The organism is Bradyrhizobium sp. DN3 (assembly GCF_041357655.1).
Taxonomy (GTDB): domain Bacteria; phylum Pseudomonadota; class Alphaproteobacteria; order Rhizobiales; family Xanthobacteraceae; genus Bradyrhizobium.
The window spans coordinates 59,874-86,570 of the sequence record NZ_JAULLN010000015.1; the positions used below are offsets into that span (position 1 = coordinate 59,874).

Genomic DNA, 26,697 nt, shown 5'->3' on the forward strand with positions numbered 1-26,697 from the left:
CGCTACAACGCCAGGCCTTCGGCCTCGGCAAATTCCGTCAGCTTCTGCCGGATCGCGACGCTGCCCGCAGGCGCGTCCAGCAACGGGCCAAGCATCGCCTCGGCCTTTTTGGCGTCGAGGTCGAGCACCATCGCCTTGACCGGGCCGAGGGCGGTGGCCGAGAGCGACAGCGAGCGATAGCCCAGTGCGATCAGCGCCAGCGCGCCGATCGGCTTGGAGGCCATTTCGCCGCAGAGCGACAGCGACTTCTTCGCCGCATGGGACTTGCGTGCAATGTCGCGCAGCGCGCGCAGGATCGGCGCCGACATCGTGTCGAAGCGCTCGGAGACTTTTGCGTTGCCGCGGTCGACCGCGAACAGGAACTGGAACAGATCGTTGGAGCCCACGGAGATGAAGTCGACCTTCTTCAGGAGCTCGTCGAGCTGGTAGAGCAGGGCCGGCACCTCGACCATGGTGCCGATGTCGATTCTTTCAGGCAGCGTGTGGCCGTGCTGGCGCAAATATGTGAGCTCGCGCTCGACCAGCGCCTTGGCCGCATCGAATTCGGCGACCTCCGAGATCATCGGGAACATGATGCGCAACGCGCGGCCGCCGCCGGCACGCAACAGCGCTCGGATTTGGCCGCGCAACAGGCCGGGACGATCGAGCCCGAGCCGGATCGCGCGCCAGCCGAGCGCGGGATTCTCCTCGATCACCGCTTCCATGTAGGGCAGCGCCTTGTCGCCGCCGATGTCGAGGGTGCGGAAGGTGACGGGCTTGCTGCCGGCCGCATCCAGCACGGTGCGATAGAGCGCGAGCTGGTCGCTGGTGCGCGGCAGGCTCTGGCCGACCATGAATTGCAATTCGGTGCGGAACAGGCCGATGCCGGCGCTGCCGGTGTCGTCGATATGCGGCAGGTCGATGGCCAACCCAGCGTTGATCATCAGTTCGACCTTCTGGCCGTCCTTGGTAACGCAAGGCCGATCGCGCAGCGCCAGATACTGCGCCTGGCGGCGGGCGCGGAAGCGCACGCGCTCGGCGAAGGCGGCCTCGATTTCCTGCGAGGGGCGCACATAGATCGAGCCCGACGTGCCATCGACGATGATGGCGTCGCCGGGATCGGCGATGCCAGGCGCGTTCGGGACTTCGCCGACCGCAGGGATTCCGAGCGCGCGCGCCACGATCGAGACGTGGGAATTGGCGGTGCCTTCCTCCAGCACGATGCCGCGCAGGCGCTTGCGGTCGTAGTCGAGCAGCGCCGCCGGGCCCATCGCACGGGCGATGACGATGGCGTTATCGGGCAATTGCTCGCGTGAAGGCGCGTGGTCCTGGCCGACCAGCTGTCGCATCAGGCGGTAGCCGAGATCTTCCAGGTCGTGCAGGCGGTCGCGTAGATACGGATCGGTCGAGCGCAGCATGCGCGCGCGGGTATCGGACTGCACGCGCTCGACGGCGGCTTCCGCGGTGAGGCCGGTGGCGACCGCTTCGTGCAGCTTGTGCGACCAGCCCTGGTCGTTGGCGAACATGCGGTAGGCTTCCAGCACGTCGCGGTGCTCGCCGCCGTCGGCGACGTCGCCGCGCTCCAGCATGCGGTCGAGATCGGCGCGCAGCTTGGCGAGCGCGGTGTCGAGCCGCTTGATTTCCTTCGGCAGGTCCTCGGCGATGTAGTCCTTGATGACCACGCGCGGCTCGTGCAGCACGACATGGCCGAGCGCGATGCCTTCCGACAGGATGGCGCCGACCTTCTGCGCGGAATGGCGCGCGGCAGGCTCCTGGCCGGGCTGGGCGAGCGCGGACAGTTCGCCGGAGGCAATCAGCTCCGCCAGCACCATGGCGGTGGTCTGGAGCGCCTCGAGCTCCTCCTCGACATAGTTCCGCTTGGCGCGGTTCTGCACCACCAGCACGCCGAGCGTGTTGCCGGCCCGCAGGATCGGCACGCCGAGGAAGGAGTGGTAGATTTCTTCGCCGGTCTCGGGGCGGAACGAGAAGGCCGGGTGGCTCTGCGCATCGCTTAAGTTGAGCGGCGTCGCCTCGCTGGCGACGAGGCCGACCAGGCCCTCATGGGCGCTAAGCACGGTGTGGTGCACCGCCTCGCGGTTGAGACCCTCGGTGGCGTAGAGTTCCAGCGTGTTGTCGATGCGCAGCACATAAACCGAGCACACCTCGGCCACCATGTTGGCGGCAATCAGCACCACGATCTTGTCCAGCCGCTCCTGGGCTGAGACCTGCTCCGCCATGGTTTCGCGGAGCCGTCTCAACAAGACGCGGGGACCTCCCGACGCGCTCCGCATGTACCGTCAATCTCCTCCGTCTGCCGGGCCCCGAAGGGCTGTCGGCGGCTCGCCCGGAAATCCAGAAAAACAACAAGCTTGTTCGTCCGGCGCCGGCCCTGGTGGTTGCCAGAGCCGAATCGGCATCGCCTCAACTGGGGCACAGTATCTGGCAGCCCACCCTGTCCGCCTATAGCGAATTGGGGCTTGTTTTGCCAAGCAAAACGCCTGCCAAACGCGAATGTGTGGACACCTTCGCGTTTGCTGCGACCGCTAACAGAAAATTCGTCTAAGTCTGATCGAGGCCGTAGAGCGTGTGCAGGGTTCGCACTGCAAGCTCGGTATAGGCGGTGTCGATCAAAACCGAGAATTTGATCTCGGAGGTTGTAATGGCCCGGATGTTGATATTCCGTCCGGCGAGGGCCGAGAACGCCTGGGCGGCGACGCCGGCATGGCTGCGCATGCCGCTGCCGATCACCGAAATCTTGGCGACGTCGGTGGCGGTATCGAGCCGGGCATAGCCGATCTTGGCCTTGGCGGCGGTAATCGTGTCCTTGGCGCGGGTGTAGTCGGCGGCCGGCACCGTGAAGGTGAGGTCGGTGGTCTTGCCGTCCTCCGAGACGTTCTGCACGATCATGTCGACGTTGATGTTGGCATCCGCCAGCGGGCCGAAGATCGAGGCCGCCACGCCCGGCTTGTCCTCGACCTGGCGCACCGAAATCTGGGCCTCGTCCTTGGAGAAGGCGATACCGGTGACGACGTGGCTTTCCATGATCTCCTCCTCGCTGCAGATCAGCGTGCCGGGCGGCTGGTTGGCATGCGGGTCGATATCCTCGGGCTTGTCGAAGCTCGAGCGGACGAAGATCGGCATGTTGTGGACCATGCCGAGTTCCACCGAGCGGACCTGGAGCACTTTGGCGCCCTGGGAGGCCAGTTCCAGCATGTCTTCGAACGCGATCTTATCAAGCCTCTTGGCCTTCGGCACGATTCGCGGATCGGTGGTGTAGACCCCGTCGACATCGGTGTAGATATCGCAGCGGTCCGCCTTGACGGCGGCGGCGATCGCCACGGCCGAGGTGTCGGAGCCGCCACGGCCGAGCGTGGTGATGCGATCCGTATCTGGGTTGATACCCTGGAAGCCGGCGATGACCGCGACCTCCTTGCGTTCCCTAAAGCGCTTGATGATCTCGCTGCCGTCGATGTCCTCGATCCGGGCCGAGGCATGGGCGTCGCTGGTCTTGATCGGGATCTGCCAGCCCTGCCATGAGCGGGCCTGGATGCCCATGCCCTGCAGCACGATGGCAAGCAGGCCGGACGTCACCTGTTCGCCGGAGGCAACGACGGCGTCGTACTCGCGCGCATCGTGCAGGGGCGAGGCCTCGGTGCACCACGCCACCAGCTCGTTGGTCTTGCCGGACATCGCCGAGACGACCACGGCCACTTCATGGCCGGCGTCGACCTCACGCTTCACGTGGCGCGCGACGTTGCGGATACGTTCGATGTTGGCGACGGACGTGCCGCCGAATTTCATCACGAGGCGGCTCATGACGACGCGTGCATTCCCTCATAAGGATCAGTATGGTGACCGCACCGGACGGGTGCCTCGCGGATACCGACCGCGCGTATACAGAGCGGCGGGGCCGGGGGCAAGCGGGTTCCTGCGGGGGCAGGGTGCGGGGGTAGTGGGTTAACCGAGGCCATGGCGCGTTATATCGACGAGATCCTGCAACCGGGCGAGCGGGTGCTGTATTCGACCAATGCGCACTGGATCTTCTATTTTCCGGCCATCGTGGCCTGGATCGTAACGTTGGCCCTGCTGATCCTGTCGCGGCAGGCAACCGCCGACGGGCTCGTTTTGCTTTGCCTTACAGCCGCGGGTCTCGTGGCTCTGGCGGCCCTGTATTGGACCATCAAGGGCTGGTTCCATCGCTTCACCACCGAAACCGACGTCACCAACCTCCGGGTCGTGCACAAGACCGGGTTCATCAAGCGCCGCACCTTCGAGATGGCGCTGGACAAGGTCGAGAGCGTCGACGTCGACCAGACCATTCTTGGACGGATTCTCAACTACGGCGACGTGACGATTCGCGGCGTCGGCGAGGGAATCGAGACGATCAAGACCATCGCCTCGCCACTCGCCTTCCGTAGTTCGATCACCACGCGGTAGGACCGCGCGTAACCATGAGCATGCAGCAAAATACTTCCGCAACCGCCACCGCCCAGCCGGGTTCGACCGTCGACGCCGCGGAGATCGCGAAATTCTCAAAACTCTCGGCGGAGTGGTGGGACCCCAGGGGCAAGATGGCGCCGCTGCACCGGATCAATCCGCTGCGGCTTGGCTACATCCGTGACGCCGCCTGCCGCAAGTTCGAGCGCAATGTGCGCAGCCTCAACTGCCTCGGGTCCTTGCGCGTGCTCGACATCGGCTGCGGCGCCGGCCTGCTGTGCGAGCCGCTGTCGCGCTTGGGGGCGCAGGTCATCGGCATCGATCCTTCGGCGAGCAACATCGCCGCCGCGAAGCTGCATGCCGACAAGAGCCATCTCGCGATCGACTACCGCTGCACCATCGTGGAAGAGATCGATCCGCGCGAGCGCTTCGACATCGTGCTGGCGATGGAAGTGGTCGAGCACGTCACCGATGTCGGAGTTTTCCTGAAGCGCTGCGCGGCGATGCTGAAGCCGAACGGTCTGATGGTGGTCTCGACACTGAATCGGAATTGGAAGAGCTTCGCACTCGTCATCGTCGGCGCCGAATACGTCCTGCGCTGGCTGCCGCGCGGCACCCACGAGTGGAACAAGTTCGTCACTCCCGATGAGCTCACAAAATACCTGCTCGACAACCGCCTCGTCATCACCGAGCAGACCGGCGTCGTCTACAGCCCCTTCGCCGACAAATGGACCCTCTCCTCCGACATGGACGTGAACTACATGGTCGTGGCGGAAGGGATGGTGTGAGGCCGCGCGTAAGCGGCACGCTGCATCCACAACTCCAATGTCGTCCCGGCGAAGGCCGGGACCCATAACCCCAGGGAAGAGTTGCGGCGCGAGGCCGGTAACCACGAGTCTTCGCCAAATCCAATCCTGTGGCTATGGGTCCCGGCCTTCGCCGGGACGACAGCGAGTTTGTCGCGAGAGCATCGCTCCTATGACGCGCGCATGATTGACCTGTTGCCGCGTCCCCGGCAGTTTGCACCAACACTCCCGTAGCCCCCATCCCCCCATGTTCACCATAGCCAGCCTCTGGATTCCCTTCACGATCATTGCCGCGCTCGGGCAAGTCGCGCGCAATGCGATGCAGCGGTCGCTGACGAAGCCGCTGGGGACCTGGGGCGCGACCAACATCCGCTTCCTGTTCGGCTTCCCGTTCTCGCTGCTGTTTCTCGCGGTGGTGCTGGTCGCCACCGGCGATCATGTCGGCATGCCGCCGATCGTGTTCTGGCCGTGGCTCCTGCTCGGCGCACTCAGCCAGATCGTCGCCACCGGGCTGATGCTGCTCGCCATGAACGACCGCTCCTTCGTGGTGACGACGGCCTACCTCAAGACCGAAGCGATCCAGACCGCGATCTTCGGCTTCGTCTTCCTCGGCGATCACCTGACCTGGCTGAAGGTGCTGGCGATCGTGATCGCGACCGTCGGCGTCGTCATCACTGCGCTCCGGCCCGGCGGCGAGAAGAGCTTTGCGGAATTGAAGCCGACCATCACGGGGCTCGTCGCCGCGGCGGCCTTCGCGCTCTCCGCGGTCGGCTTTCGCGGCGCCATCATCACGGTGCCGGGCGTGTCGTTCGTGACGGCTTCGTCCTTCACACTGGTGCTCGGCCTGTTCGTGCAGACGCTGGTGCTGACGATCTATCTGCTCTGGCGCGCGCCAGACGTGTTGCGGGGAATCCTCGGACTGTGGCGGCCGTCGATGCTCGCGGGCTTCACGGGCGCCTTCGCCTCGCAATTCTGGTTCCTGGCGTTCGCGCTCACGGCCGCCGCCAATGTCCGCACGCTCGCTTTGATCGAGGTGCTGTTCGCGCAAGCCGTGGCGTACTACTCGTTCAAGCAGCCGATCGCGCCGCGCGAGCTTGCAGGCATCGCGTTGATCGTGGTCGGGGTGGCTGTTCTGGTAGGGGTTTAGTTCCGGTCTTCCGGCAGCACCGGCAACGGTGACACCTCGATGCCTTCGTCGATCAGCGATTTGGCTTCGTCGGGCGAGGCCTCGCCATAGATCGGACGGTGCTCCTTGTCGCCGTAGTGCATGGCGCGGGCTTCGTTGGCAAAGCGCTCGCCGACATTGTCGGCGTTCTTGACGATGTGATCGCGCAGCTCCTTCAGCTTCGTGCGCAGCTCTTTCTCCTGCGCCATCAGTAGCGAGGTCGGTCCTGACGGCGCAGCCTCGGGCGCAGGCGTGGCGCTCGCGGTGGGCTCCGGTGGCGGCGTAGCGCGGCCGCGCCCCTTCTTGCCGACGATGCGCGGGGCCATGATCGCCTTGTCGACCTTGGCCGAGCCGCAGATCGGGCAGGTCACGAGCTTGCGCTTCACCTGTGAATCGTACGCGGACGAGCTCTGAAACCAGCTTTCGAAAGCGTGGTTCCGGTCGCAGTGCAGTGCGTAGCGGATCATGCCGATCCCCGTACGAGATGCAGATGGTCCGGCCCGGCCTTGGCGTCGGCGACGCCGAAGCGGCGGCCGTGCTGGAGCGAGGGAATCGCCCGGCGCGCCGTCTCGACCTTGGCGGGGTCGACCTTGGTCATGATGACGCCGGGCTCGACGCCGCCCTCGGCGAGGATCTCGCCCCAGGGGTCGATGATCAGGGAGTGGCCGTAGGTCTCGCGCTTGTTCTCGTGCAGGCCGGCTTGCGCCGCGGCGAAGATGAAGCAACCGGTCTCGATCGCGCGCGAACGCAGCAGCACGTGCCAATGCGCTTCCCCGGTCTTGCGGGTGAAGGCCGAGGGCACGGTGATGAAGGACGCGCCGCTCTCGGCGAGCGCGCGGTAGAGCGCGGGGAAACGGACATCGTAGCAGATCGTCAGACCGACGCGGCCCCAGGGCAGGTCGGAGATCACGGCGGTCTCGCCCGGCTGGTAATTGGCGGATTCGCGATAGCTCTCGCCGTCCGGCAGCTCGATGTCGAACATGTGGATCTTGTCGTAGCTCGCGAGCACGTTGCCCTCGGGCCCGATCAGGAAGGAGCGATTGACCGCCTTCTCAGGCGAGAATCGGAGCGCGAGCGAGCCGACATGGATGTGGATTCCGAGTTCCGCTGCGAGGGCCCGATATGCCTTCAGAGAGGTGTCGTCTTCTTCGCTCTGAAGATGCTCGAACAATGCCTTGCGGTTCAGCTGCATCATGTTGCTGACTTCGGGCGTCTGCACGTAGTCCGCGCCGTCCGCAGCCGCCTGCCGGATCAGCTTGGTAGCCTGCTCAAGGCTCGGCCCGGGCATTAGACCGGTGCGCATCTGCACCATGGCGGCGGTGAAGGTCCGATCCTCGCTCATGAGACGGCCTTGATACTGTCGAGCATGCCGTCGAGCTTGCCTTCGCGGTCGAGCGCGTAGAGCTCGTCGCAGCCTCCGACATGGGTTCCACCGATCCAGATCTGCGGGAATGTCGAGCCTTCGCCGGCGCGGCCGTACATGTCCTGGCGCCAGGACGGGTTCTTGGCAATGTCGAACTCGGTGAAGGTCGCCTTCTTGCGGCTCAACAGCGACTTGGCGGCGGAACAATAGCCGCAGCCCGGCCTCGTGTAGATCTCGATGGCAGCAGTCATCTCGTCTGGCGCTCTCATGTCATGAATTCGTTGAATTATATGGGACTTTACCGGGTCTCCACAACCCGGGCAAAGACCAGCACGTCGACCTGGGCGGCCTTGGCGCGCAGCAGAGCCCGCGCACAGGCGTCCAACGTGGCGCCCGATGTCAAGACATCGTCGACCAGGACGATGCGGCGGCCCTGAATCTCGGGCTGACGGTCGGGGGATACCTGGAACGCGCCCTGCACATTGGTGGCGCGCTGGGCCCGCGACAGGCCGATCTGTTGCTCGGTGGCGCGCACCCGCCGTAACACCTCGCCCCGGACCTCGACGCCGCTCTGCCGCGCGATGATCCGCGCCAGCGCCCCGGACTGGTTGTAGCGGCGCCGCCAGGCCCGCCGCCAATGCAGGGGAACGGGGATCAGCATGTCTGCGCCAGAGAGCAGCTCGCCGCCGGCGCGCGCCATCCAGCGGCCCATGGCGGGCGCCAAATCGGTGCGGTCCTGGTATTTCAGCGCATGCACCAGCGTGCGCGCGACGTCGTCATAACGCACCGCCGCTCGCGCGCGCTGGTAGGCCGGCGGGCTCGCGATCGCCTCCATCGACAGCATGTCGGGACCGGGGTCATACACAAAGGGAATGCCGAGCCGCGGGCAATAAGGTCGTTCAATGAACGACAGCCGCGCCCAGCAGGAAGCGCAAACGCCCTCGCCGTCGACCGGCTCATGGCAGGACACACACTGCGTCGGCAGTGCGATGTCGAGGGCAAGCCGCGCCGCACGCGACAGCACCTGTTGACCAGCCGTCCAGGCAGCACGCAGAGGGGCGGCGATGGATCGGGCGGGGGCGGGTTCGGCTTCCATGCGGGGAAGGCTAGCGTTCCGTGCTTATCCGCTCAAGCAGCACTCTCATGCCCCGGACGCAGCGGAGCGTCACTGCGTGCCGCACCGCGTCCGGGACACCAGAGGGGAGATTGCCAGAACGACTTGGATCGGCGTAACCAGCGGCATGGCTCAAGCTCCGCAAACCCCTCCTGCCCTGTTCGATCGCGCTTTGTTGCACGCGCGGCAGGGTCGCGCGCAGGCGCAAGGTCCGGTGGCCTTCCTGCTCGATCGTGTCGCCGAGGACATGTCCGACCGGCTGGCCGCGGTGATGCGGGAATTCCAGGCACCGGCCGATCTTTGGACGCCCGGTGAAGGGCTCGCAGGACTGCGCACGAGGCTACCTGCCATCGAGCACATCGCGCTCGATGCCGCGGGTTCGGAGAAGCTTCCCTTTGCACCCGAAAGCCTCGACCTCATCGTCTCGGCTTTGGCGCTGCAATTCGTCAACGACTTGCCGGGTGTGCTCGCGCAGGTGCGCCGTGCCTTGAAGCCGGACGGGTTGCTGCTCGCCGCCATGATCGGCGGCGACAGCCTGACCGAGCTGCGTCAGGCGTTTGCGGCCGCCGAAGCCGAATGCGAAGGCGGCGTGTCGCCGCGCGTTGCGCCGTTCGCGGACTTGCGCGATATCGGAGCGCTGTTGCAGCGGGCGAGCTTTGCGCTGCCGGTCACGGACGTCGACCGGGTCGTGGTGCGTTATGCCAATGCGTTTGCGCTGATGCAGGATCTCCGCCGCATGGGTGCGGCCAATGTGCTGATCGAGCGGCGGCGCGCGCCGAGCCGTCGCGCGACGCTGCTGCGGATGGCCGAGATCTATGCCGAGCGCTTCGCCGATGCCGACGGCCGCATCCGTGCGACGTTCGATATCATCTGGCTCTCCGGCTGGGCTCCGCATGCGAGCCAGCAGCAGCCGCTCAAGCCCGGCTCGGCCAAGGCGAGTCTGGCCGAGGCGGTGAAGAAGGCGGGGAAAGAGTGACGTGTGTCCCGGACGCAGCGCAGCGTCCGGGACACTGCTCACATCAACAAATCAATCAAATGCGGGATCAGCGGGATGTCCGCCGGCGGCATCGGGTAGTCGCGCAGCTTGTTGGCGCGGATCCAGGCGAGGTTTTGGCCTTCGCGCGCCGTGACCTGCCCCTCCCAGCGCCGGCAGATGTAGAGCGGCATCAACAGGTGAAAGGTCTCGTAGCCGTAGCTCGCAAAGGTCAGCGGGGCCAGGCACGGCTCGGCGACCGTGATGCCGAGCTCCTCGTGGAGCTCGCGGATCAGGCTCTGCTCGGGCCGCTCGCCCAGCTCGAGCTTGCCGCCCGGGAATTCCCAGAGGCCGGCCAGCGCCTTGCCCTCGGGGCGTTGCGCGATCAGGACGCGCTTGTCGGCGTCGATCAGCGCGCAGGCCACCACCAATGTGAGCTTGAGATCGGCCATGCTGCCTTACGACCTGTAATCCCCGTTGATCGCGACATATTCCTTGGTGAGGTCGCAGGTCATGACGCGGTCGCGGCCCTTGCCGAGGCCGAGCGCGACCTTGATCGCGATCTCCGGCGCCTTCATCGCCTCCGACACCTGGGCTTCGTCATAGGACGGATCGCGCGCGCCGCTCTTGGCGACGCGGATACCGTTGAAGGAGATCGAGAGCTTGTCACGATCGGCCGGCTCGCCGGCCTTGCCGACCGCCATCACCACGCGGCCCCAATTGGCGTCCTCGCCGGCGATCGCGGTCTTGACCAGCGGCGAGTTGGCGATCGACATCGCGATCTTGCGCGCCGAAGCCTTGGTCTTGGCGCCCTCGACGGTGATCTCGACCAGCTTGCGCGCGCCTTCGCCGTCGCGGGCCACCTGCTCGGACAAATTGGCGAGCACCTGATTGAATGCCTTGACGAAGGCCTTCAGGCGCGGGTCGCTGGCGCGGCTGATCTTTGGCGCACCATGCGCGGCGGCGGCGCCCGTTGCGAAGGCGAGCAGCGTGTCCGAGGTCGAGGTATCGCCATCGATCGTCACGGCGTTGAAGGTGTCCTCGACGCCGCTCTTGAGCAGGGCTTGCAGCGCGGCGGGCGCGATCGGCGCGTCGGTGAAGATGAAGGACAGCATGGTCGCCATGTCGGGAGCGATCATGCCGGCGCCCTTGGCCATGCCGTTGATGGTGACCTTGGCCTTGCCGAGTTTCACGGTTGCGGTCGCGACCTTCGGGAAGGTGTCGGTGGTCATGATCGCCTTGGCCGCAGCGAGATAATCGCCGGGCTCGGCGGTCTCGGCGAGGCGGCCGAGCACGCCGTCGAACTTGGTCGCGTCCAGCGGCTCGCCGATCACGCCGGTCGAGGCGAGGAAGATCTCGCCCTCGCTGCACCCGACGGCCTTGGCGGCGATCTTCGCGGTCAGTGCCGTGGATGCGCGGCCGGTCTTGCCGGTGAAGGCATTGGCGTTGCCGGAGTTGACGACGAGTGCGCGAGCCTTGCCGCCCTTCAATTTGGCGCGGCACCATTCGACCGGCGCGGACGGGCATTTCGACTTGGTGAAGACGCCGGCCACGGCCGTGCCCTTGTCCATCACCGCCAGCAGCACGTCGGTGCGGTTCTTGTAGCGGATGCCGGCCTCGGCGGTCGCAAGACGGACGCCCGCGATCACGGGCATGTCGGGAACGTGTTTCGGGGCGAGGGGAGAGACGGAGGAGGACATCGCGGGCTTCCGGTAACGGGGCGGGAGGCGCTTCCTATCATCTCACTCGGCGGATTGGGAGAGGCGCGCCGCATACACAGTGTCGTCCTGGCGAAGGCCAGGACCCATACGCCGCAGCAAGTGTCGGTTTGCGCGATGGGGATTGCCTTCGTGAACAATTGATGACGGTGGTAATGGGTCCTGGCTTTCGCCAGGACGACAGTTGTATTTGCCGCGCCCGTCCACACCAAAAACGCAAATGGCCGGGACATGCCCGGCCATCGCGACGTCGAAATTGTCTTCGGCTTACTTCTTCGCAGGCGGCGCCATCTTGCTGTCGGACGGCTTGGCTGGATCGGCCGGCTTGGCGTCCTTTGCCGCATCCGCCGGCTGGTCCAGCCGCTCGACCTTGGCCTCGGCGCGGAGCTTGGCGACGTACTCGGCCTGGGCCTTGCGGGTGACGTAGTTCTCGATCTGGGCCTTGACCTGCTCGAAGTCCGGCGCCTTGCGGTTACGCTTTTCCTCGACCTTGATGACGTGCCAGCCGAACTGCGACTTCACGGGGTCGGAGATCTTGCCCGGCTCGAGCGCGAAGGCGACGGCTGAGAATTCCGGCACCATCTGCTCCTTGGTGAAGAAGCCGAGGTCGCCGCCATCGGCGGAGCCCGGATCCTTGGACTTCTTCTTGGCGAGATCGGCGAAATCGGCGCCCTTGTCGAGCTCGGCCTTCACCGCCTTGGCCTCGTCCTCGGTCTCGACCAGGATGTGGCGGGCGCGCACCTCCTGCTCGCCGGTGATCTGCTTGGAGGCCTCCTCATAGACCTTCTTCATGGCGTCGGGGGTGGTGGCGGCCTTGCCCTCGCCCGCGAGCAGGCTGTCCATCAGGAGGCGGTTGCGCGCGAATGCCAGGCGCTTCTTGAACTCCTCGCTGTCGGCGACCTTCTTGTCCTCGGCAGCCTTGCTGACGATCTTCATGTCGATCAGGAACGACAGGACGTTCTCGTCCTTGGTCGCCGGGTCCATCTGGGCGAGGCTCGGTCCGAGTTCTTCCTCGGCCATGGCGACGTCGCTCTTCTTGATTTCCGCGCCATTGACCTTCGCCAGCACCGGATCGTCGGCGGCGCGGAGCGGCCCGGCGAACGCCAGGGACAGCGCCAGAGCGAGGCAGCCGGCCAGAGCGGACGCATGGCGGAAACGCTGGCCGGTGGTTACCGGGAACGAGGTGGTCATGGAAAATCCTTATGTTGAAGCAGGGGGCTGCTCGAGCGGGGCGGACACTCGCCCAATCAGGGGGGCTTGGCAACGCGAAAAGTCTGTCAAAATGATGAATTAGCCGCAATGCGGCCGCCGTTGACAAGGCTAGGGGCCGGCCATATCTCTGGCCCGGTCGCGTCCATGGCGATGGCGTTTATTTTGCTGCGTTTTTGGCCGTTGAACCCAGACTTGCTCAATTCCCACCCATATGGCGGACGACCCCCGCAGTCCGGGCTGAAGGCGCCATCGGCGTCACGGTGAGTTGAATAGGCAGGCGGGTGACAACTTCTTGGCTGCAACGCGGTTAAATCGCGAACACAGGAACTAGGCATGATCGGCGCGCTCGCCCGCAAGTTTTTCGGCTCCGCCAACGACCGGCGGGTGAAGGGATATCAGTCCCGCGTCAACGCGATCAACGCGCTGGAGCCCGAAGTCTCGAAACTCTCCGACGAGGCGCTCAAGGCCCGCACCGCCGAGTTCAGGAAGCAGATCTCCGAAGGCAAGACCCTCGACGACCTCCTGGTGCCCGCCTTCGCCACGGTGCGCGAGGCGGCCAAGCGCACGCTCGGCCAGCGCCATTTCGACGTCCAGCTGATCGGCGGCATGGTGCTGCACGAGGGCGACATCGCCGAGATGAAGACCGGCGAAGGCAAGACGCTGGTCGCAACGCTCGCGGTCTACCTCAACGCGCTCGCCGGCAAGGGCGTTCACGTCGTCACCGTCAACGACTACCTCGCCCGCCGCGACTCCGGCTGGATGGGCCAGATCTACGGCTTCCTCGGCATGACCACCGGCGTGATCGTGCACGGCCTCGACGATGCCGAGCGCAAGGCGGCCTATGCCTGCGACATCACCTACGGCACCAATAACGAATACGGCTTCGACTATTTGCGCGACAACATGAAGTATCGGCTCGAGGACATGGTCCAGCGGCCGCACTTCTTCGCCATCGTCGACGAAGTCGACTCCATCCTGATCGACGAAGCGCGCACGCCGCTGATCATCTCCGGTCCGCTCGACGACCGCTCCGACTTCTACAACACCATCGACAGCTTCCTGCCCAAGCTCGACAAGACCGATTACGAGGTCGACGAGAAGCAGCGCACGGTGACGCTGACCGAAGCCGGCATGGAGAAGATCGAGACCCTGCTGCGCGATGCCGGCCAGCTCAAGGGCGAGTCGCTCTACGACGTCGAGAACGTCTCCGTCGTGCACCACATCAACCAGGCGCTGCGCGCCCACACGCTGTTCACGCGCGACAAGGACTATATCGTCCGCGACAACGAGGTCGTGATCATCGACGAGTTCACCGGTCGCATGATGCCGGGCCGCCGCTATTCGGAAGGCCTGCACCAGGCGCTGGAAGCTAAGGAGCACGTCCAGGTTCAGCCCGAGAACCAGACGCTGGCTTCGATCACCTTCCAGAACTACTTCCGCATGTACGAGAAGCTCGCGGGCATGACCGGCACGGCCGCGACCGAAGCGGACGAATTGTTCGACATCTACAAGCTCGAGGTCGTGGAGATTCCGACCAACCTGCCGATCGCGCGTCTCGACGAGGACGACGAGGTCTACCGCACCCAGCAGGAAAAATACGGCGCGATCCTCGCCGAGATCGAGCGTGCGAACGCGCGGCTCCAGCCGGTGCTGGTCGGTACGGCGTCGATCGAAAAGTCGGAAGTGCTGGCCGAATTCCTCAAGAAGAACGGCTATAAGCAGATCGACTTCGGCAAGGACAACGCGCTCGACAAGCTCTATGCCGCGGCCCGCGCCGGCAAGCCGGCAAAGCTGTTTGCAGTGCTGAACGCGCGCTTCCACGAGCAGGAAGCCTATATCGTCGCCGAAGCCGGTGTGCCCGGCGCAATCACGATCGCGACCAACATGGCCGGCCGCGGCACCGACATCAAGCTCGGCGGCTCGCTGGAGATGCGCATCCAGCAGGAGACCACCGGCATCGAGGACGATGCCGAGAAGGCCAAGAAGATCGAGCAGATCAAAGCCGACATCGCGCATTTCCGCGACATCGTGCTGAAGGCCGAGGAGACCGTCGAGACCGAGCCGGCGAAGGGGAGCAAGCCTGCCAAGACCGTGAACAAGCCCGGCGGCCTCTACATCATCGGCTCCGAACGGCATGAATCCCGCCGCATCGACAATCAGCTGCGCGGCCGTTCCGGCCGTCAGGGCGACCCCGGCCGGTCAAAGTTCTTCCTGTCGCTCGAAGACGACCTGATGCGCATCTTCGGCTCGGACCGTCTCGACAGCATGCTCCAGCGTCTCGGCCTGCAAGAGGGCGAGGCCATCATCCATCCCTGGATCAACAAGGCGCTCGAGAAGGCGCAGCAGAAGGTCGAGGCGCGCAACTTCGACATCCGCAAGAACCTCCTCAAGTTCGACAACGTCCAGAACGACCAGCGCAAGGTGATCTTCGATCAGCGCGTCGAGTTGATGAGGGACGAGAGCGTCGCCGAGACCATCGCCGACATGCGCCACGCCTTCATCGACGATCTCGTCGCCAAGCACGTGCCCGAGCACGCCTATGCCGAGCAGTGGGACGTCGCCGGGCTGAAGGATGAATTGAAGCGCGTGCTCGATCTCGACCTGCCGGTCGACGAATGGGCCAAGGAAGAGGGCATCGCCGACGAGGAGCTGCTGACCCGCATCGAGACCAAAGCCGACGAGCACATGGCGGCCAAGGTCGCGCAATGGGGTCCCGACGTGATGCGTTACGTCGAGAAGACCATTCTCTTGCAGACGCTCGACCATCTCTGGCGCGAGCATCTGATCATGCTGGATCATCTGCGTCAGGTCATCGGCCTGCGCGGCTACGGCCAGCGCGATCCGTTGCAGGAATACAAGACCGAGGCCTTCAACCTCTTCCAGGAGATGAGCGCGCATCTGCGCGAGGCCGTGACGGCGCAGCTGATGCGGGTCGAGATCGTCCCGCCGGAGCAGGAAGCTCCCATCCTGCCGGCGATGGAGGCGCACAAGTTCGACCCGAACACCGGCGAAGACGAGATGGCGCTCGCCAGCGTCACGCTCGGCGCCCAAGCCACCGACGCGGCCCTTCGCGATCCCAAGAACCCGGCAAGCTGGGGCAAGGTCGGCCGCAACGAGGACTGCCCGTGCGGCTCGGGCAAGAAGTTCAAGCACTGCCACGGCAAGTATGCGTAAGGCTTGAATGTATTTGTGAGGCGCGACGTCAGCGCCTCACTCCCCGCCGTCGTCGCCCGGCTTGACCCGGCGACGACCCAGTACGCCGCAGCCTCTCGGCTCAATCACAGCATTCTCCGGAATACTGGATCGCCCGCGGGCGCTGACGCTACGTTGTGACGCGCGGCTTCTCCACATCGTCGTCCCGGCGTACGCCGGGACCCATACCGCGTGATTCATCGATGATGCGCAGTCGGCGTACCGAGCGAAGAATCGAAACCAACACCGTCCGCCAAACTAAATCCTGTGGTTATGGGTCCCGGCCCCCGTGCGCAATTGCGCACTAGGCCGGGACGACAGCTTTTGTTTGGCCGGTCGTGTCGCAACTCACTCCATCGTCGTCCTGGCGAAAGCCAGGACCCATTACCCCAGGGAGAAGTTGTTACGCGAAGCTCGTCACCACGGTCTTCGCCAAACTGCGCCCTGTGGTAATGGGTCCTGGATCTGCGCTTCGCTTGTCCAGGACGACGTGAGTTGAGAGATCGCGTCTGATACGACAGCTCAATTCGAGCTGTCGATCAAGCTCTCCAAGAGCCGCTTCAATTCGCTGGTCGACTTGTCGCCGTAGCTCTCCAGGATGTGCTCCTCCTGGTCCACCGCGAGCGAGTTGAGCTTCTTGCTCAGCACCTTGCCGTGGTCGGAGATGAACATCAGCACCTTGCGGCGGTCGTTGGGGTCCTGCACGCGGTAGACCAACGTGTCCGAGACCATACGGTCGATCATCTTGGTCAATGTCGGATGGTTGAGCAGCACGGCATCGGCAAGCTCGCCCATCGAATGGCCGTTGCCATCCGACAGCACTTTCAAGATGCGCCATTGCTCGACCGGCACGCCCTCCTTGCTCAACCGCAGTTCGAGTTGCCGGTTGATTTCGCGGTTAGCTTGCGCGAGCAGGTAGGCGAGGTGTTCGGTGATCGGGGAGTTTTCTTTCGACGGTTTTGCCACGGCTAAGACTTCGTCTTGACCCAAATGAGTGAATGTCTTGCAATCAATGCTGCATCTATATGCACTTCAATTGTTGAATATTCAATATTTTCAAAATAGGATCATTGCCCAACAAAAGGGCGGAAGCCGCGGCCGCCTGCTCAATGTGCTTTCAGGTCTGGTCCCAGACAGGAGTTGGCGTGCGCGCGACGGTAAACTTCCCGGCTCACGGCGGCCCGGCGTTGCCGCCGTCCTTGCTGTTCAGGAATCTGTCGTCGTCATCGGCGGCTGATGGTGTCTTGTCGCCCAGGGATCACGCCTTCTTCCGGCGGCGCGGCGCGAACAAGCTGCGGATCGGCGGCTTCATCTGCTGCACCGGCTCGCCCGGGGTCTGGGGCCCCTGTGCGACCAACAGTGCCAAGCTCGCCGTCGCCGAGATCAACAAGCGCGGCGGCATCCTCGGGCGCGAAATCGAGCTTTCCATTTACGACGCGGGCGGGCCGCTCGACGAGGTGCTGAACCGCGCTGAGCAGGCGATCGCATTCGACGAGGTCGATCTCATCGTCGGGCTGCACACCAGTGCGATCCGTGTCGGCTTGCGCGACGTCACCACGCGTCATCGCATCCCCTACATCTACACGCCGGTCTACGAGGGTGGCGAGCGCACGCCGGGCGTGATGGCGATCGGCGAGACGCCGCGCTGGCAGAGCCGGCCCTCGATCCACTGGCTCGCTGACGTCAAGAAGGCGTCGCGCTGGTACCTGATCGGCAGCGACTATGTCTGGCCCTGGCAGTCGCATCGCGCCGTGAAGAACTACATCAAGGAGACCGGCGGGCAGGTCGTCGGTGAGGAGTTCGTCCCCCTCGGCGAGGATAATCACGAGCCACATCTGGCGCGCATCCGCGCCACGAAGCCCGATGTCGTGCTGATTTCGCTGATCGGCACCGACAGCATCACCTTTAACCGTGCCTTCGGCGAATGCGGGCTTGCCGCGACGACGCTGCGGCTCGCGGGCGCGATGGACGAGACCGTGCTGCTCGGCATCGGCGCCGACAACAGCGAGAATATGTTCTGCGCCTCCGGCTATTTCCCCGGCATCGGCTCGCGGGCCAACGATGACTTCCAAAGCCGCTATCGCACGATGTTCGGACCGAACGCTCCGCCGATCGGCTCGCTCGGCCAGTCCACTTACGAAGGCCTGCGTTTCCTCGAAGCCGTCGCGAACAAGGCAGGTTCGCTGTCCATGGCTCCCATGCTCGCGGCGGGGCGCAACGTCGTTTATGGCGGCGCGCGCGGCCCGGTCACCGTTCGCAACGGTCACGCCCGCATGCAGATGTATCTCGCCGAGGCCGACGGTCTCGACTTCAAGCTGATCAAGCCGGTCTGAGCGAGATTGTCCATCGGTTGCGGGCGGATCTTCGAAATAATACTTGAAAAGGAAAATATTTCCGTCTGTAATATCGAGGTGAAGCCGGTCGGCTCCGCGCTGTGCAGGCGCGGTGCCCAAGCGGCTTCCGTCCACGCCAGGGATCAAGAAGCCTTTGAGGAGAGCGCCGTGACAGTTGTCCTTCCCACGCCAGCCCAACTTCGCAGCGTCGCCGAGCAGTGCGGCCTTTCGCTGACCGACGACGACGTCGCCTCGTTCCGCGGCCTGATGCAGGGCTCGATCGAGGCCTACAATCTCGTGGCCACAATGCCGGACGAGGTGCCGGAGGTGAAGTATCCCCGCACGCCGGGCTATCGGCCCTCGGCCGAAGAGAACCCGCGCAATGCCTGGTATCGCAAATCGACCGTGAAGGGCGCCGCCAGCGGCAAGCTCAAGGGCAAGACCGTCGCGCTGAAGGACAACATCATGCTCGCCGGCGTTCCCATGACCAACGGCTCGTCGACGCTGGAAGGCTATGTGCCCGATTTCGACGCCACCATCGTCACGCGCATGCTCGATGCCGGCGCCGAGATCGTCGGTAAAACCCATTGCGAGCACTTCTGCCTGTCGGGCGGCAGCCACACCGGCTCCTACGGGCCGGTGCACAATCCGCACAAGATGGGTTACTCGGCCGGTGGCTCGTCGTCAGGCTCGGGCGTCGTGATTGCGCTCGGCGAGGTCGACATGGCGATCGGCGGCGATCAGGGCGGCTCGATCCGCATGCCGTCCTCGTTCTGCGGCATCTACGGAATGAAGCCGACCTGGGGCCTCGTGCCCTATACCGGAATCATGCCGATCGAGATCTACGTCGATCATACCGGCCCGATGACCGCGACGGTTGCCGACAATGCGCTGCTGCTCGAAGTGCTCGCCGGCGACGACGGCTACGATTCCCGCATCAAGGCTCCGAAGGTCGAGGAATACACCAAAGCGCTCGGCCAGGGCGTCAAGGGCATGAAGATCGGCATCGTCAAGGAGGGCTTTGAGCAGCCGGGTGCAGAGGCCGCGGTGAATGAGAGCGTGCGCGAGGCGGCGAAACGCTTCAGGGATCTCGGCGCCAGCATCGAGACGGTGTCGATCCCGATGCACCTCCTGGGCGGCGCGATCTGGACCCCGATCGGCACCGAAGGCCTGACCCAGACCATGATGTTCGGCGACGGCTACGGCCTCAGCCGCGGCGATCTCTATTCGACCTCGCTGATGGACTTTCATCGCGGCTGGCGCCGGCAGGCCGATTCGCTGTCCGAGACCACGAAATTGTTCATGATGCTCGGCACCTACATCAACAACAATTTCGGTCCACGCTTCTACGGCAAGGCGCTCAACATCTCGCGACGGCTGACCGCGGCCTACGACAAGGCGTTCGGGGATTACGATCTGCTGCTGATGCCGACCACGCCGATGAAGGCGACGCCGCTGCCGGCCCCCAATGCCAGCCGCGAGGATTACGTTGCCCGCGCGCTCGAGATGATCTCCAACACCGCGCCATTCGACATCACCCATCATCCCGCGATGTCGCTGCCCTGCGGCATGGTCGACGGCCTGCCGGTCGGCCTGATGCTGGTCGGCCGCATGTTCGAGGAAGCCACGATCTATCGCGCCGCTCATGCCTTCGAGCAGATCGGCGACTGGAAGAAGATGTGAGCGAGGCTTCGATGCAGCCGAACGGAGCGCCAGGGCGTTTTCGAGCGAAGCGGATACCGGTTCGCGTCAAGAAAGCGCATCAAAACAAGAATCCAGAGCCCCGTTCCGATTCCATCGGAGCGGGAAAGGCTCCGGCGCATGGCTAACGCGTTCGTCGCGGCGTTCGAGATCCTGAGCTTTGGCGCGATCATCGTCCTGATCGTGCTGGGGCTCGGGATCATCGCCAGCATGATGGGTATCTTCAACTTCGCGCAGGGCGAGTTCGTCCTGCTCGGGGCCTACATCACCTATCTCGCCTACGCCAAGGGACTGCCGATCTGGGCCGGCATGGTTGCGGCGCCCTTTGTGGTCGGCGCGCTCGGCTTCGTGCTGGAGGCGCTGATCATCCGCCGCTTCTACGCCGCGCCCATCGTCGCCATGCTCGGCACCTATGCGCTCGGCCTCATCATCCGCGAATCCGTGCGCGGCCTGATCGGCGGCTTCTATCTCACCGTGCCCGAACCGATCGGCGGCTCGATCGACATCGGCGCCATGCACATCTCGGCCTGGCGCTTTACCATCATCGTCATCACGCTCTTGGTCATGGGCGGCTGCTATCTGCTGCTGTCGCGCACGAGCTTTGGCCTGCGCGTGAGGGCGACGCTGGAGAATCCGTCGCTGGCGCGTGCGTCGGGCATCTCCACGCCGCTGATCTACGGCGCCACCTTTGCGTTTGGCGCAGCGCTGGCCGGCCTTGCCGGTGCGCTGATCGTGCCGGTGTTCAGCCTGTTTGCCGATCTCGGCCTGCGCTTCCTGATCCAGGGTTTTGTCGCGGTCATGGTCGGCGGCGTCGGCTCCTTCATCGGACCGGTCGCAGGCGCCGGCGTCATCGGCACGCTCAGCGCCGCGTTGCCCTGGGTGATGGCGCCCGTCGTCGCCGACGTGCTCGTCTTCGTGCTCGCCATCGTCTTCATCAAATTCCGCCCGCAGGGCCTCATCGCTGGAAAAGGGGTTTAGTCACATGTTCGATCGCACTCAGCTCTCACGGCGCCGCTTCCTCTCCAATTTCGCCTTTGCGTCCGGTGCGGTCGCAACCGGCGTCGGCAGCTGGGTGATCCCGGCGCCCTGGGCCAATGCGGCCGAAGCCCCGATCAAGGTCGGCATCGCCACCGACCTCACCGGTCCGATCGCCTATGCCGGCAATGCCGACGCCAACGTCGCCAAGATGGTGATCAAGGAGATCAACGCCGCCGGCGGCCTGCTCGGCCGGCCGCTCGAGCTCTATATCGAGGACACCGCCTCGAACGAATCCGTCGCGGTCGGCAACGTGCGAAAACTGATCCAGCGCGACAAGGTCGACATGGTGCTGGGCGGCATCACCTCCTCGATGCGCAACGCGATCAAGGATCCGATCGTGGCGCGCGGCAAGACGCTCTACATCTATCCGCAGCTCTACGAGGGCAAGGAGTGCACGCCCTACCTGTTCTGCACCGGCCCGACGCCGGCGCAGCAATGCGACGAGTTCATCCCCTGGCTGATCAAGAACGGCGGCAAGAAATTCGCGCTGCCGAGCGCCAACTATGTCTGGCCGCACACGCTCAACATCTATGCCCGCAAGGTGATCGAGGCGAATGGCGGCGAGGTCGTGTTCGAGGAATATTACCCGCTCGACCAGATCGACTTCTCCGCAACCGTCAACCGCATCATCTCCAACAAGGTCGACGTCGTCTTCAACACTGTCATCCCGCCGGGCGTCGGACCGTTCTTCAAGCAGCTTTATGAAGCCGGCTTCCTCAAGAACGGCGGACGGCTCGCCTGCGTCTACTATGACGAGAACACGCTCAACATCAACCAGGCCGCCGAGATCGAGGGCCTCGCCAGCTGTCTCGACTATTTCAAGGTGCTGACCAAGGAGAACCCGTTCGACGCAAAAATCCAGGCGGCGTACGAGAAGGATTTCCCGGGCAACTTCCTGTTCGCCGCCGGCAGCGCTGCGACCGGCACGTATCGCGGCCTGAAGCTGTGGGAAGCCGCGGTCAAGGAGGCCGGCAAGATCGACCGCGAGTCGGTAGCCGCCGCGCTCGACCACGCCAAGATCGCCGAAGGTCCCGGCGGACCTGCCGAAATGGTGCCAGGCAAGCGGCACTGCAAGATGAAGATGTACACCGCGGTCGCCAAGGGCGGAAACTACGAGATCGTCGCCCGCAGCAGCGGCCTCGTCGATCCCAAGGAATGCTGAATCTTCACCTCCCGTAGGGAGAGGTCGGATCGCATCGCAAGATGCGATCCGGGTGAGGGGATCTGGTCTCACTGGGGCGCCGCGGCCCCTCACCCGGATTGCACTGGACGATGCTTCGCATCGCCAGGTGCAATCCGACCTCTCCCCGCTGGGGAGAGGTCGATCGGCCACCATGGAGGGCTTTAACTCGGAATGCTGAAATCGATGGGTGTAGCTAAGCAGGCGGTCCACGCCGCGGTCGGGGACGACATGGACGTTTCGGTGGCCGAAGGCGTGCCAGCCGAGCGATCGTCGGCGCGAAAAGCCCTGCCGATCGTGGAGGCGGTCGTGCTCGTCGCGGCCCTGCTCGCGCCGCTGGTGCTGCAGGACTACCTCACGGTGTTCGCAACGCGCGTGATCATTCTGGCGCTGTTCGCACTGTCGTTTGACCTCGTCTGGGGTTATGCCGGGATCATGAGCTTCGGCCAGGCTCTGTTCTTCGGCTCGGCCGGCTACGGCGTCGCGCTGCTCGCGCGCGACCTCGACATCACCAACATCTTTCTGGTGCTGCCGGCGGGTACGCTCATCGGTCTCACCTTTGCGCTGCTGCTCGGCGGCTTCCTGCTGCTGGGACGGCATCCCTCCAGCGTGATCTTCGTCTCGCTGGGCACGTTGACCGGCTCCTACGCTGCCGACCGCCTGGCGCGCGGCTGGTATTATCTCGGCGGTCAGAACGGCATCCCCTCGATCGCGCCGATGTCGCTTGGTTCATACGAATTCTCGGAAGGGCCGGCGTTCTACTATCTCGTGCTCGGCATCCTCGTCGTCGTCTACCTGCTCTGCCGCTTCCTGGTCCGCTCGCAGTTCGGGCTCGCGCTCGCAGGCCTGCGCGAGAACGAGCAGCGCATCGCCTTCTTCGGCTACAAGGCGCAGCATCTGAAAGCGATCATCTTCACTGTCGGCGGCGCCATCGCAGGCCTTGCCGGCAGCCTCTACGCGTTCCACGAAGGCTTCGTCTGGCCCAACATGGTCGGCGTCGTGGTCTCGACGCAGGTGGTGCTCTATGTGCTGTTCGGCGGCTCCGGCACGCTGATCGGCGCCGTCATCGGCACGGTCATCGTCGAGGGTGTCAGCTTCTGGCTGTCGGACAATTATCGCGACGTCTGGCCGATCATTCTCGGCCTCTTGCTGTTGCTCGTGATTCTGTTCCGGCCGCTCGGTCTCATCAGCTTCGTGCTGGGTGAGCGCGAGCGGGTCGGCAGCTTTGGTGCGAAGCCTAAGGAGAAGCGCAATGCCGCTCCTTGAAGCCGCCGGCATCAGGAAAGTCTTCGGCAAGCTCACCGCGCTCGATGGCGCGGCGCTCACCGTCGGCGAGAACGAGTTTCACGGACTGATCGGTCCGAACGGCTCCGGCAAGAGCACGCTGATGAAGTGCATCGCCGGGGCCGAAGTGCCGACGGAGGGCAAGGTGTCATTCGTCAACACCGACATCACCGCGTTCACGCCGACCGAGCGCGCCCGCGCCGGCATGAGCCTGAAATTCCAGATCACGTCTGTGCTGCCGTCGCTGACGCTGTACGACAACATCCTGCTCGCGCTCCAGGCACAGTGCTCGCTGTTCGATCTCGTGCTCTCGCGCACGCGCAGGCTGCTGCACGACCAGGTCATGACCATGCTGAGGCAATTTCGCCTCGCCGACCGCGCCTTCGATGCGGCCGCCGCGCTGTCGCACGGCCAGCAGCAATGGCTGGAGATCGCGATGGCGCTGGCGGGCAAGCCCAAACTGCTGCTGCTGGACGAGCCGACCGGCGGCATGAGCCTGGAGGAGCGCCGCGTCACCGGCGAACTGCTCCAGCCGATCAAGCAGCATTGCTCGCTCGTCATCGTCGAGCACGATCTCGATTTCATCCGCGACATCTGCGATCGCCTCACCGTGCTCGACCAGGGCAGGGTGCTGGCGTCGGGCACGGTGTCCGAGATCCAGGCCAACACATCTGTCCAGGAGATTTATCTGCGCCGTGCCTGAATTTTTGGATATCAAGCATCTCGACGCCGGCTATGGCCGCAGCCAGGTGCTGTTCGACGTCAGCCTCGGCATTCCCTGGCGTGGCGGCGTCGCCGTGCTCGGCCGCAACGGCGCCGGCAAGACCACGCTGATGAAGACCATCGTCGGCGAGCTGCCGGCCTGGAAGGGCGAGGTCGCCTTCGACGGCCGCGACATCAGCCTCCGCGCCACCCAGGAGCGCGTGCGCGCCGGCATCGGCTACGTCCCGCAGGAGCATTCGGTGTTCGCGCGCCTGTCGGTACGCGACAATCTCGCGGTCGGCTCGCTCGTGAGCAAGGATGCGTCCGCCGTCGATCGCGTCCTGACAATCTTCCCGAAGCTCGGCCAGCGCCTCGACCAGCCCGCCGGCACGCTGTCCGGCGGTGAGCGCAAGATGCTCGCCATCGGCCGCGCCATGCTGGGCGATCCAAAATTGTTGCTGCTGGACGAGCCGACCGAAGGCGTCTGGATCGGCGTGATCGAGGAGATCACCGAGCGCCTGATCGAACTCGCGAAGACCATCGCCGTCATCATCGTCGAGCAGCACCTCGACCTCGCGCTGCGCGTCGCCGACTACGCCTACGTGCTCGACCGCGGCAGGGTCGCGCTGCAAGGCGAGGCAGGCGAGGTGCGGAGCAATCCGGAGCTGATGCGGTATCTGGCGCCGTAGGACATGCGCGTGAAGCGCGCCGCTCTCACACCGACCTCAGCTGTCATACTCCGCGAAAGCGGGGCATCCAGTACGCCGCGGCTTCTCGATCGAGAACGGCTGTCTCCGGAATACTGGATTCCCCGCCTTCGCGGGGAATGACGGCGTCAGGCTGGGATGGGACGGCGCACCGCCCCTACTTCACCGCCCCAAACCGGCTGTCGAACGAGTTCGACTGCACCACCGGCGCGGCGCCGGCGAGCTGCCCGCTGTCACCCGCGCCATCCGACACCGACGGCTTCAGCGCCGGGCGCGTTGCGGCGAGGCGCGTGTCTGGCTTCGCCGGCTCGGCGGGCTTGGCGGCGACGGCCGGTTTCGGCGCATCCTTCGTGGCGTCCTTGGACTTGTCATGCCCCGGCGCGAAGCGGGTCACTGCGGCCTTCAGCCTCGACGCCGCCGTGGGCGGGGTCGTGGAGGTCGTGGCTGGCGCGACGGACGCCGTGGCTTGCGGCGGAGGCGTGGTCGTCGCCGTGGTGTCGGCGGTCCCTAAGCCCATCTTGCGGCCGAGGTTGGAGAAGAAGCCGCCGCCTTGAGATTTCTCTTGCGATCTCTCGGCCGGCGCAGCCGCGGCGACGCGGGTGCTGGTTGCCGGCGCGCTGCTGGCTGTGACCGGCTCTTCCTGCGGCGCGCTTGCTGCCGCATCGAGGTTCGGCTTGGGTGGATTGACGTGGCCTGGGATCGTGCCGGGCGCCTTCGCCATCGCCAGCATCTGCAGCGTGGTACCTTCAGCGCCCTCCGACAGGCCGGTCGAGCCTTCCGGAATCTTGGCGGCGAAGATCTTGTTCATGCCACCGTCGATGCCGGTGTTCATGCGCGCCACCGGCGTGCCCTTGGCGACCAGCTTGGCGTATTCCGTCTCGTCCTTGGCCTGCTTCTCGCGCACCGCGCTGGCGATGTCCTCGGGGATCACATAGGCCGGGCACTTCGCCGAGGCGTCGAACACCGGATCGCGCTTGGCGTCCGCCGGCTTCGCGGCATCGAACACGTATTTCTTCTCGCAGAAATCGACCTTCGGCTCCTGCCGCGTCACCTCGAAATGATCATAGCCTTCCTTGATCATCTTCCAGAAGGCCATGTTCGGATTGTTCCGGTGCTTGGCCATATTCACCGGCGTCATCTTGAACGGATAGGCCTGGAGCTGGAACGCCTTCTGGCCGCCGAAGAAGGATTCTCGCCCCAACGAATAGATCTCCGCGATCTGCTCGTCGGTCATGGCGTAGCAGCCGCGCGACGAACAATCGCCGTGCACCATCAGCTGCGAGCCGCTGCGCCCGAGCGCCTTGTCGAACGCGTTCGGATATCCCGTGTTGAACGACAGGTAATAGGCCGATTGCGGATTCATCTGGCTCGGATTGATCGAGTAGAATCCTTCCGGCGCCTGGCGATCGCCTTCGCGCACCTTGGGGCCGAGATCGCCCGACCAGCGGCAGATCGGATAGGTCTTGAGCAGCGCGAACTGGCCTGAGCGGGTCTGCTTCCAGACCTCGAGCTCGGCCTCCTGCTTGAACAGGCGGACCAGGATCGGCGATTGCAGGTCCATGTTCTTCTCGGCCATTGCGGCGAGAAGCTTTGGCGGCACCGGCTGATTGGCCTTGGCGTTGGTCGCGAGCGAAACCTGGTCGGTGTCGCAGCCGGCCAGCACGACGCTGGCGGCAAGCGCAACCGAAGCCAAAAGCGCGCGAGCAAGCGAACGAGAAATCAAGATGGACCCCACACCGTGCCGGGCAGCGAGCGCGAACCCCAATTCTTTTGAAGCATGGCCTGACCGCAAA

At 64.8% G+C, this 26,697-nt stretch carries 23 protein-coding genes; 12 read left to right on the forward strand and 11 right to left on the reverse strand.

Going from position 1 to position 26,697, the window contains the following annotated elements; all coding sequences use genetic code 11:
• Nucleotides 1–2: 2 nt before the first annotated feature.
• Nucleotides 3–2,270 (reverse strand): phosphoenolpyruvate--protein phosphotransferase, encoded by a 2,268-nt coding sequence (gene ptsP, locus AAE027_RS22165; RefSeq protein ID WP_091898949.1) that lies wholly within the window; start codon nt 2,268–2,270, stop codon nt 3–5.
• A gap of 268 nt (nt 2,271–2,538) precedes the next feature.
• Complete coding sequence (locus tag AAE027_RS22170) at nt 2,539–3,795, reverse strand: aspartate kinase (RefSeq protein WP_091898950.1); 1,257 nt, start codon at nt 3,793–3,795, stop codon at nt 2,539–2,541.
• Between the two features lie 153 nt (nt 3,796–3,948).
• Here AAE027_RS22170 and AAE027_RS22175 point away from each other — a divergent pair, with 153 nt between their 5' ends.
• The 3 genes from AAE027_RS22175 (at nt 3,949) to AAE027_RS22185 (ending at nt 6,369) form a co-directional block, all read left to right on the forward strand.
• Complete coding sequence (locus AAE027_RS22175; protein ID WP_370990102.1) at nt 3,949–4,416, forward strand: PH domain-containing protein; 468 nt, start codon at nt 3,949–3,951, stop codon at nt 4,414–4,416.
• 14 nt (nt 4,417–4,430) lie between these two features.
• Complete coding sequence (ubiG, locus tag AAE027_RS22180) at nt 4,431–5,204, forward strand: bifunctional 2-polyprenyl-6-hydroxyphenol methylase/3-demethylubiquinol 3-O-methyltransferase UbiG (protein ID WP_370990101.1); 774 nt, start codon at nt 4,431–4,433, stop codon at nt 5,202–5,204.
• A 265-nt stretch (nt 5,205–5,469) separates the two neighbouring features.
• On the forward strand, nt 5,470–6,369 hold the full coding sequence (locus tag AAE027_RS22185) for an EamA family transporter (RefSeq protein WP_370990100.1): 900 nt from the start codon (nt 5,470–5,472) through the stop codon (nt 6,367–6,369).
• Here the strand turns inward: AAE027_RS22185 and AAE027_RS22190 are convergent.
• The 4 genes from AAE027_RS22190 to AAE027_RS22205 are packed head-to-tail and all read right to left on the reverse strand — an operon-like array spanning nt 6,366 to nt 8,846.
• A complete protein-coding gene (locus AAE027_RS22190) occupies nt 6,366–6,854 on the reverse strand; it encodes a DUF1178 family protein (RefSeq protein ID WP_370990099.1) in 489 nt (162 codons plus the stop codon). The genes AAE027_RS22185 and AAE027_RS22190 overlap by 4 nt on opposite strands.
• Nucleotides 6,851–7,729, reverse strand: a complete 879-nt coding sequence (locus AAE027_RS22195) for a carbon-nitrogen hydrolase family protein (RefSeq protein WP_370990098.1) — start codon at nt 7,727–7,729, stop codon at nt 6,851–6,853. The genes AAE027_RS22190 and AAE027_RS22195 overlap by 4 nt, the downstream gene beginning before the upstream one ends.
• Nucleotides 7,726–8,001, reverse strand: a complete 276-nt coding sequence (gene grxC / locus AAE027_RS22200; protein ID WP_091898955.1) for a glutaredoxin 3 — start codon at nt 7,999–8,001, stop codon at nt 7,726–7,728. Before grxC ends, AAE027_RS22195 begins: the two co-directional genes overlap by 4 nt.
• 47 nt (nt 8,002–8,048) lie before the next feature.
• A complete protein-coding gene (locus AAE027_RS22205; protein ID WP_370990097.1) occupies nt 8,049–8,846 on the reverse strand; it encodes a ComF family protein in 798 nt (265 codons plus the stop codon).
• A gap of 145 nt (nt 8,847–8,991) precedes the next feature.
• On the opposite strand from AAE027_RS22205, the gene AAE027_RS22210 reads away from it, so the two are divergent.
• Nucleotides 8,992–9,840, forward strand: coding sequence for a methyltransferase domain-containing protein (locus tag AAE027_RS22210; protein WP_370990096.1), 849 nt, complete (start codon nt 8,992–8,994; stop codon nt 9,838–9,840).
• 38 nt (nt 9,841–9,878) lie between these two features.
• Here the strand turns inward: AAE027_RS22210 and mutT are convergent, their stop codons facing one another.
• The 3 genes from mutT to AAE027_RS22225 all read right to left on the reverse strand — a co-directional run bounded on the left by mutT (nt 9,879) and on the right by AAE027_RS22225 (nt 12,746).
• Entirely contained in the window at nt 9,879–10,289 is a 411-nt protein-coding gene (gene mutT / locus AAE027_RS22215) for an 8-oxo-dGTP diphosphatase MutT (protein WP_370990095.1), read from the reverse strand.
• A 6-nt stretch (nt 10,290–10,295) separates the two neighbouring features.
• Complete coding sequence (argJ, locus tag AAE027_RS22220) at nt 10,296–11,537, reverse strand: bifunctional glutamate N-acetyltransferase/amino-acid acetyltransferase ArgJ (protein WP_370990094.1); 1,242 nt, start codon at nt 11,535–11,537, stop codon at nt 10,296–10,298.
• 285 nt (nt 11,538–11,822) lie between these two features.
• On the reverse strand, nt 11,823–12,746 hold the full coding sequence (locus tag AAE027_RS22225) for a peptidylprolyl isomerase (RefSeq protein ID WP_370990093.1): 924 nt from the start codon (nt 12,744–12,746) through the stop codon (nt 11,823–11,825).
• 354 nt (nt 12,747–13,100) lie between these two features.
• Between AAE027_RS22225 and secA the strand changes: the two genes are divergently transcribed.
• Nucleotides 13,101–15,941, forward strand: a complete 2,841-nt coding sequence (gene secA, locus AAE027_RS22230; protein WP_370990092.1) for a preprotein translocase subunit SecA — start codon at nt 13,101–13,103, stop codon at nt 15,939–15,941.
• A gap of 540 nt (nt 15,942–16,481) precedes the next feature.
• Here secA and AAE027_RS22235 read toward each other — a convergent pair.
• Nucleotides 16,482–16,925: a MarR family winged helix-turn-helix transcriptional regulator gene (locus AAE027_RS22235; protein ID WP_091893399.1), complete on the reverse strand. Its 444-nt coding sequence runs from the start codon at nt 16,923–16,925 to the stop codon at nt 16,482–16,484.
• A gap of 179 nt (nt 16,926–17,104) precedes the next feature.
• Here AAE027_RS22235 and AAE027_RS22240 point away from each other — a divergent pair, with 179 nt between their 5' ends.
• From AAE027_RS22240 to AAE027_RS22270, 7 genes are all read left to right on the forward strand, one after another.
• Nucleotides 17,105–18,292 carry a substrate-binding domain-containing protein gene (locus AAE027_RS22240; RefSeq protein WP_176945867.1) on the forward strand — a complete coding sequence of 396 codons (1,188 nt, stop codon included), beginning with the start codon at nt 17,105–17,107 and terminating at the stop codon, nt 18,290–18,292.
• Nucleotides 18,293–18,460: 168 nt separating this feature from the next.
• A complete protein-coding gene (locus tag AAE027_RS22245; protein ID WP_091893564.1) occupies nt 18,461–19,975 on the forward strand; it encodes an amidase in 1,515 nt (504 codons plus the stop codon).
• Between the two features lie 138 nt (nt 19,976–20,113).
• On the forward strand, nt 20,114–20,971 hold the full coding sequence (locus AAE027_RS22250; RefSeq protein WP_027577047.1) for a branched-chain amino acid ABC transporter permease: 858 nt from the start codon (nt 20,114–20,116) through the stop codon (nt 20,969–20,971).
• A 4-nt stretch (nt 20,972–20,975) separates the two neighbouring features.
• Nucleotides 20,976–22,193 (forward strand): substrate-binding protein, encoded by a 1,218-nt coding sequence (locus AAE027_RS22255; RefSeq protein ID WP_091893405.1) that lies wholly within the window; start codon nt 20,976–20,978, stop codon nt 22,191–22,193.
• Between the two features lie 192 nt (nt 22,194–22,385).
• On the forward strand, nt 22,386–23,477 hold the full coding sequence (locus tag AAE027_RS22260; RefSeq protein ID WP_370990091.1) for a branched-chain amino acid ABC transporter permease: 1,092 nt from the start codon (nt 22,386–22,388) through the stop codon (nt 23,475–23,477).
• Complete coding sequence (locus tag AAE027_RS22265) at nt 23,464–24,198, forward strand: ABC transporter ATP-binding protein (RefSeq protein ID WP_370990090.1); 735 nt, start codon at nt 23,464–23,466, stop codon at nt 24,196–24,198. The genes AAE027_RS22260 and AAE027_RS22265 overlap by 14 nt, the downstream gene beginning before the upstream one ends.
• Nucleotides 24,191–24,886: a branched-chain amino acid ABC transporter ATP-binding protein gene (locus AAE027_RS22270; protein ID WP_370990089.1), complete on the forward strand. Its 696-nt coding sequence runs from the start codon at nt 24,191–24,193 to the stop codon at nt 24,884–24,886. The genes AAE027_RS22265 and AAE027_RS22270 overlap by 8 nt, the downstream gene beginning before the upstream one ends.
• A 175-nt stretch (nt 24,887–25,061) precedes the next feature.
• Here the strand turns inward: AAE027_RS22270 and AAE027_RS22275 are convergent, their stop codons facing one another.
• On the reverse strand, nt 25,062–26,627 hold the full coding sequence (locus tag AAE027_RS22275) for a L,D-transpeptidase family protein (protein ID WP_370990088.1): 1,566 nt from the start codon (nt 26,625–26,627) through the stop codon (nt 25,062–25,064).
• Nucleotides 26,628–26,697 lie beyond the last annotated feature (70 nt).

Coding starts and splice junctions, on each gene's coding strand:
- ubiG (WP_370990101.1), top strand. CDS start 4,431: ATGAGCATGCAGCAAAATACTTCCGCAACCGCCACCGCCCAGCCGGGT.
- AAE027_RS22210 (WP_370990096.1), top strand. CDS start 8,992: ATGGCTCAAGCTCCGCAAACCCCTCCTGCCCTGTTCGATCGCGCTTTG.
- AAE027_RS22225 (WP_370990093.1), bottom strand. CDS start 12,746: ATGACCACCTCGTTCCCGGTAACCACCGGCCAGCGTTTCCGCCATGCG.
- AAE027_RS22260 (WP_370990091.1), top strand. CDS start 22,386: ATGCTGAAATCGATGGGTGTAGCTAAGCAGGCGGTCCACGCCGCGGTC.
- AAE027_RS22170 (WP_091898950.1), bottom strand. CDS start 3,795: ATGAGCCGCCTCGTGATGAAATTCGGCGGCACGTCCGTCGCCAACATC.
- AAE027_RS22195 (WP_370990098.1), bottom strand. CDS start 7,729: ATGAGCGAGGATCGGACCTTCACCGCCGCCATGGTGCAGATGCGCACC.
- secA (WP_370990092.1), top strand. CDS start 13,101: ATGATCGGCGCGCTCGCCCGCAAGTTTTTCGGCTCCGCCAACGACCGG.
- AAE027_RS22250 (WP_027577047.1), top strand. CDS start 20,114: ATGGCTAACGCGTTCGTCGCGGCGTTCGAGATCCTGAGCTTTGGCGCG.
- AAE027_RS22265 (WP_370990090.1), top strand. CDS start 23,464: ATGCCGCTCCTTGAAGCCGCCGGCATCAGGAAAGTCTTCGGCAAGCTC.
- AAE027_RS22175 (WP_370990102.1), top strand. CDS start 3,949: ATGGCGCGTTATATCGACGAGATCCTGCAACCGGGCGAGCGGGTGCTG.
- ptsP (WP_091898949.1), bottom strand. CDS start 2,270: ATGCGGAGCGCGTCGGGAGGTCCCCGCGTCTTGTTGAGACGGCTCCGC.
- AAE027_RS22255 (WP_091893405.1), top strand. CDS start 20,976: ATGTTCGATCGCACTCAGCTCTCACGGCGCCGCTTCCTCTCCAATTTC.
- argJ (WP_370990094.1), bottom strand. CDS start 11,537: ATGTCCTCCTCCGTCTCTCCCCTCGCCCCGAAACACGTTCCCGACATG.
- AAE027_RS22190 (WP_370990099.1), bottom strand. CDS start 6,854: ATGATCCGCTACGCACTGCACTGCGACCGGAACCACGCTTTCGAAAGC.
- mutT (WP_370990095.1), bottom strand. CDS start 10,289: ATGGCCGATCTCAAGCTCACATTGGTGGTGGCCTGCGCGCTGATCGAC.
- grxC (WP_091898955.1), bottom strand. CDS start 8,001: ATGACTGCTGCCATCGAGATCTACACGAGGCCGGGCTGCGGCTATTGT.
- AAE027_RS22185 (WP_370990100.1), top strand. CDS start 5,470: ATGTTCACCATAGCCAGCCTCTGGATTCCCTTCACGATCATTGCCGCG.
- AAE027_RS22205 (WP_370990097.1), bottom strand. CDS start 8,846: ATGGAAGCCGAACCCGCCCCCGCCCGATCCATCGCCGCCCCTCTGCGT.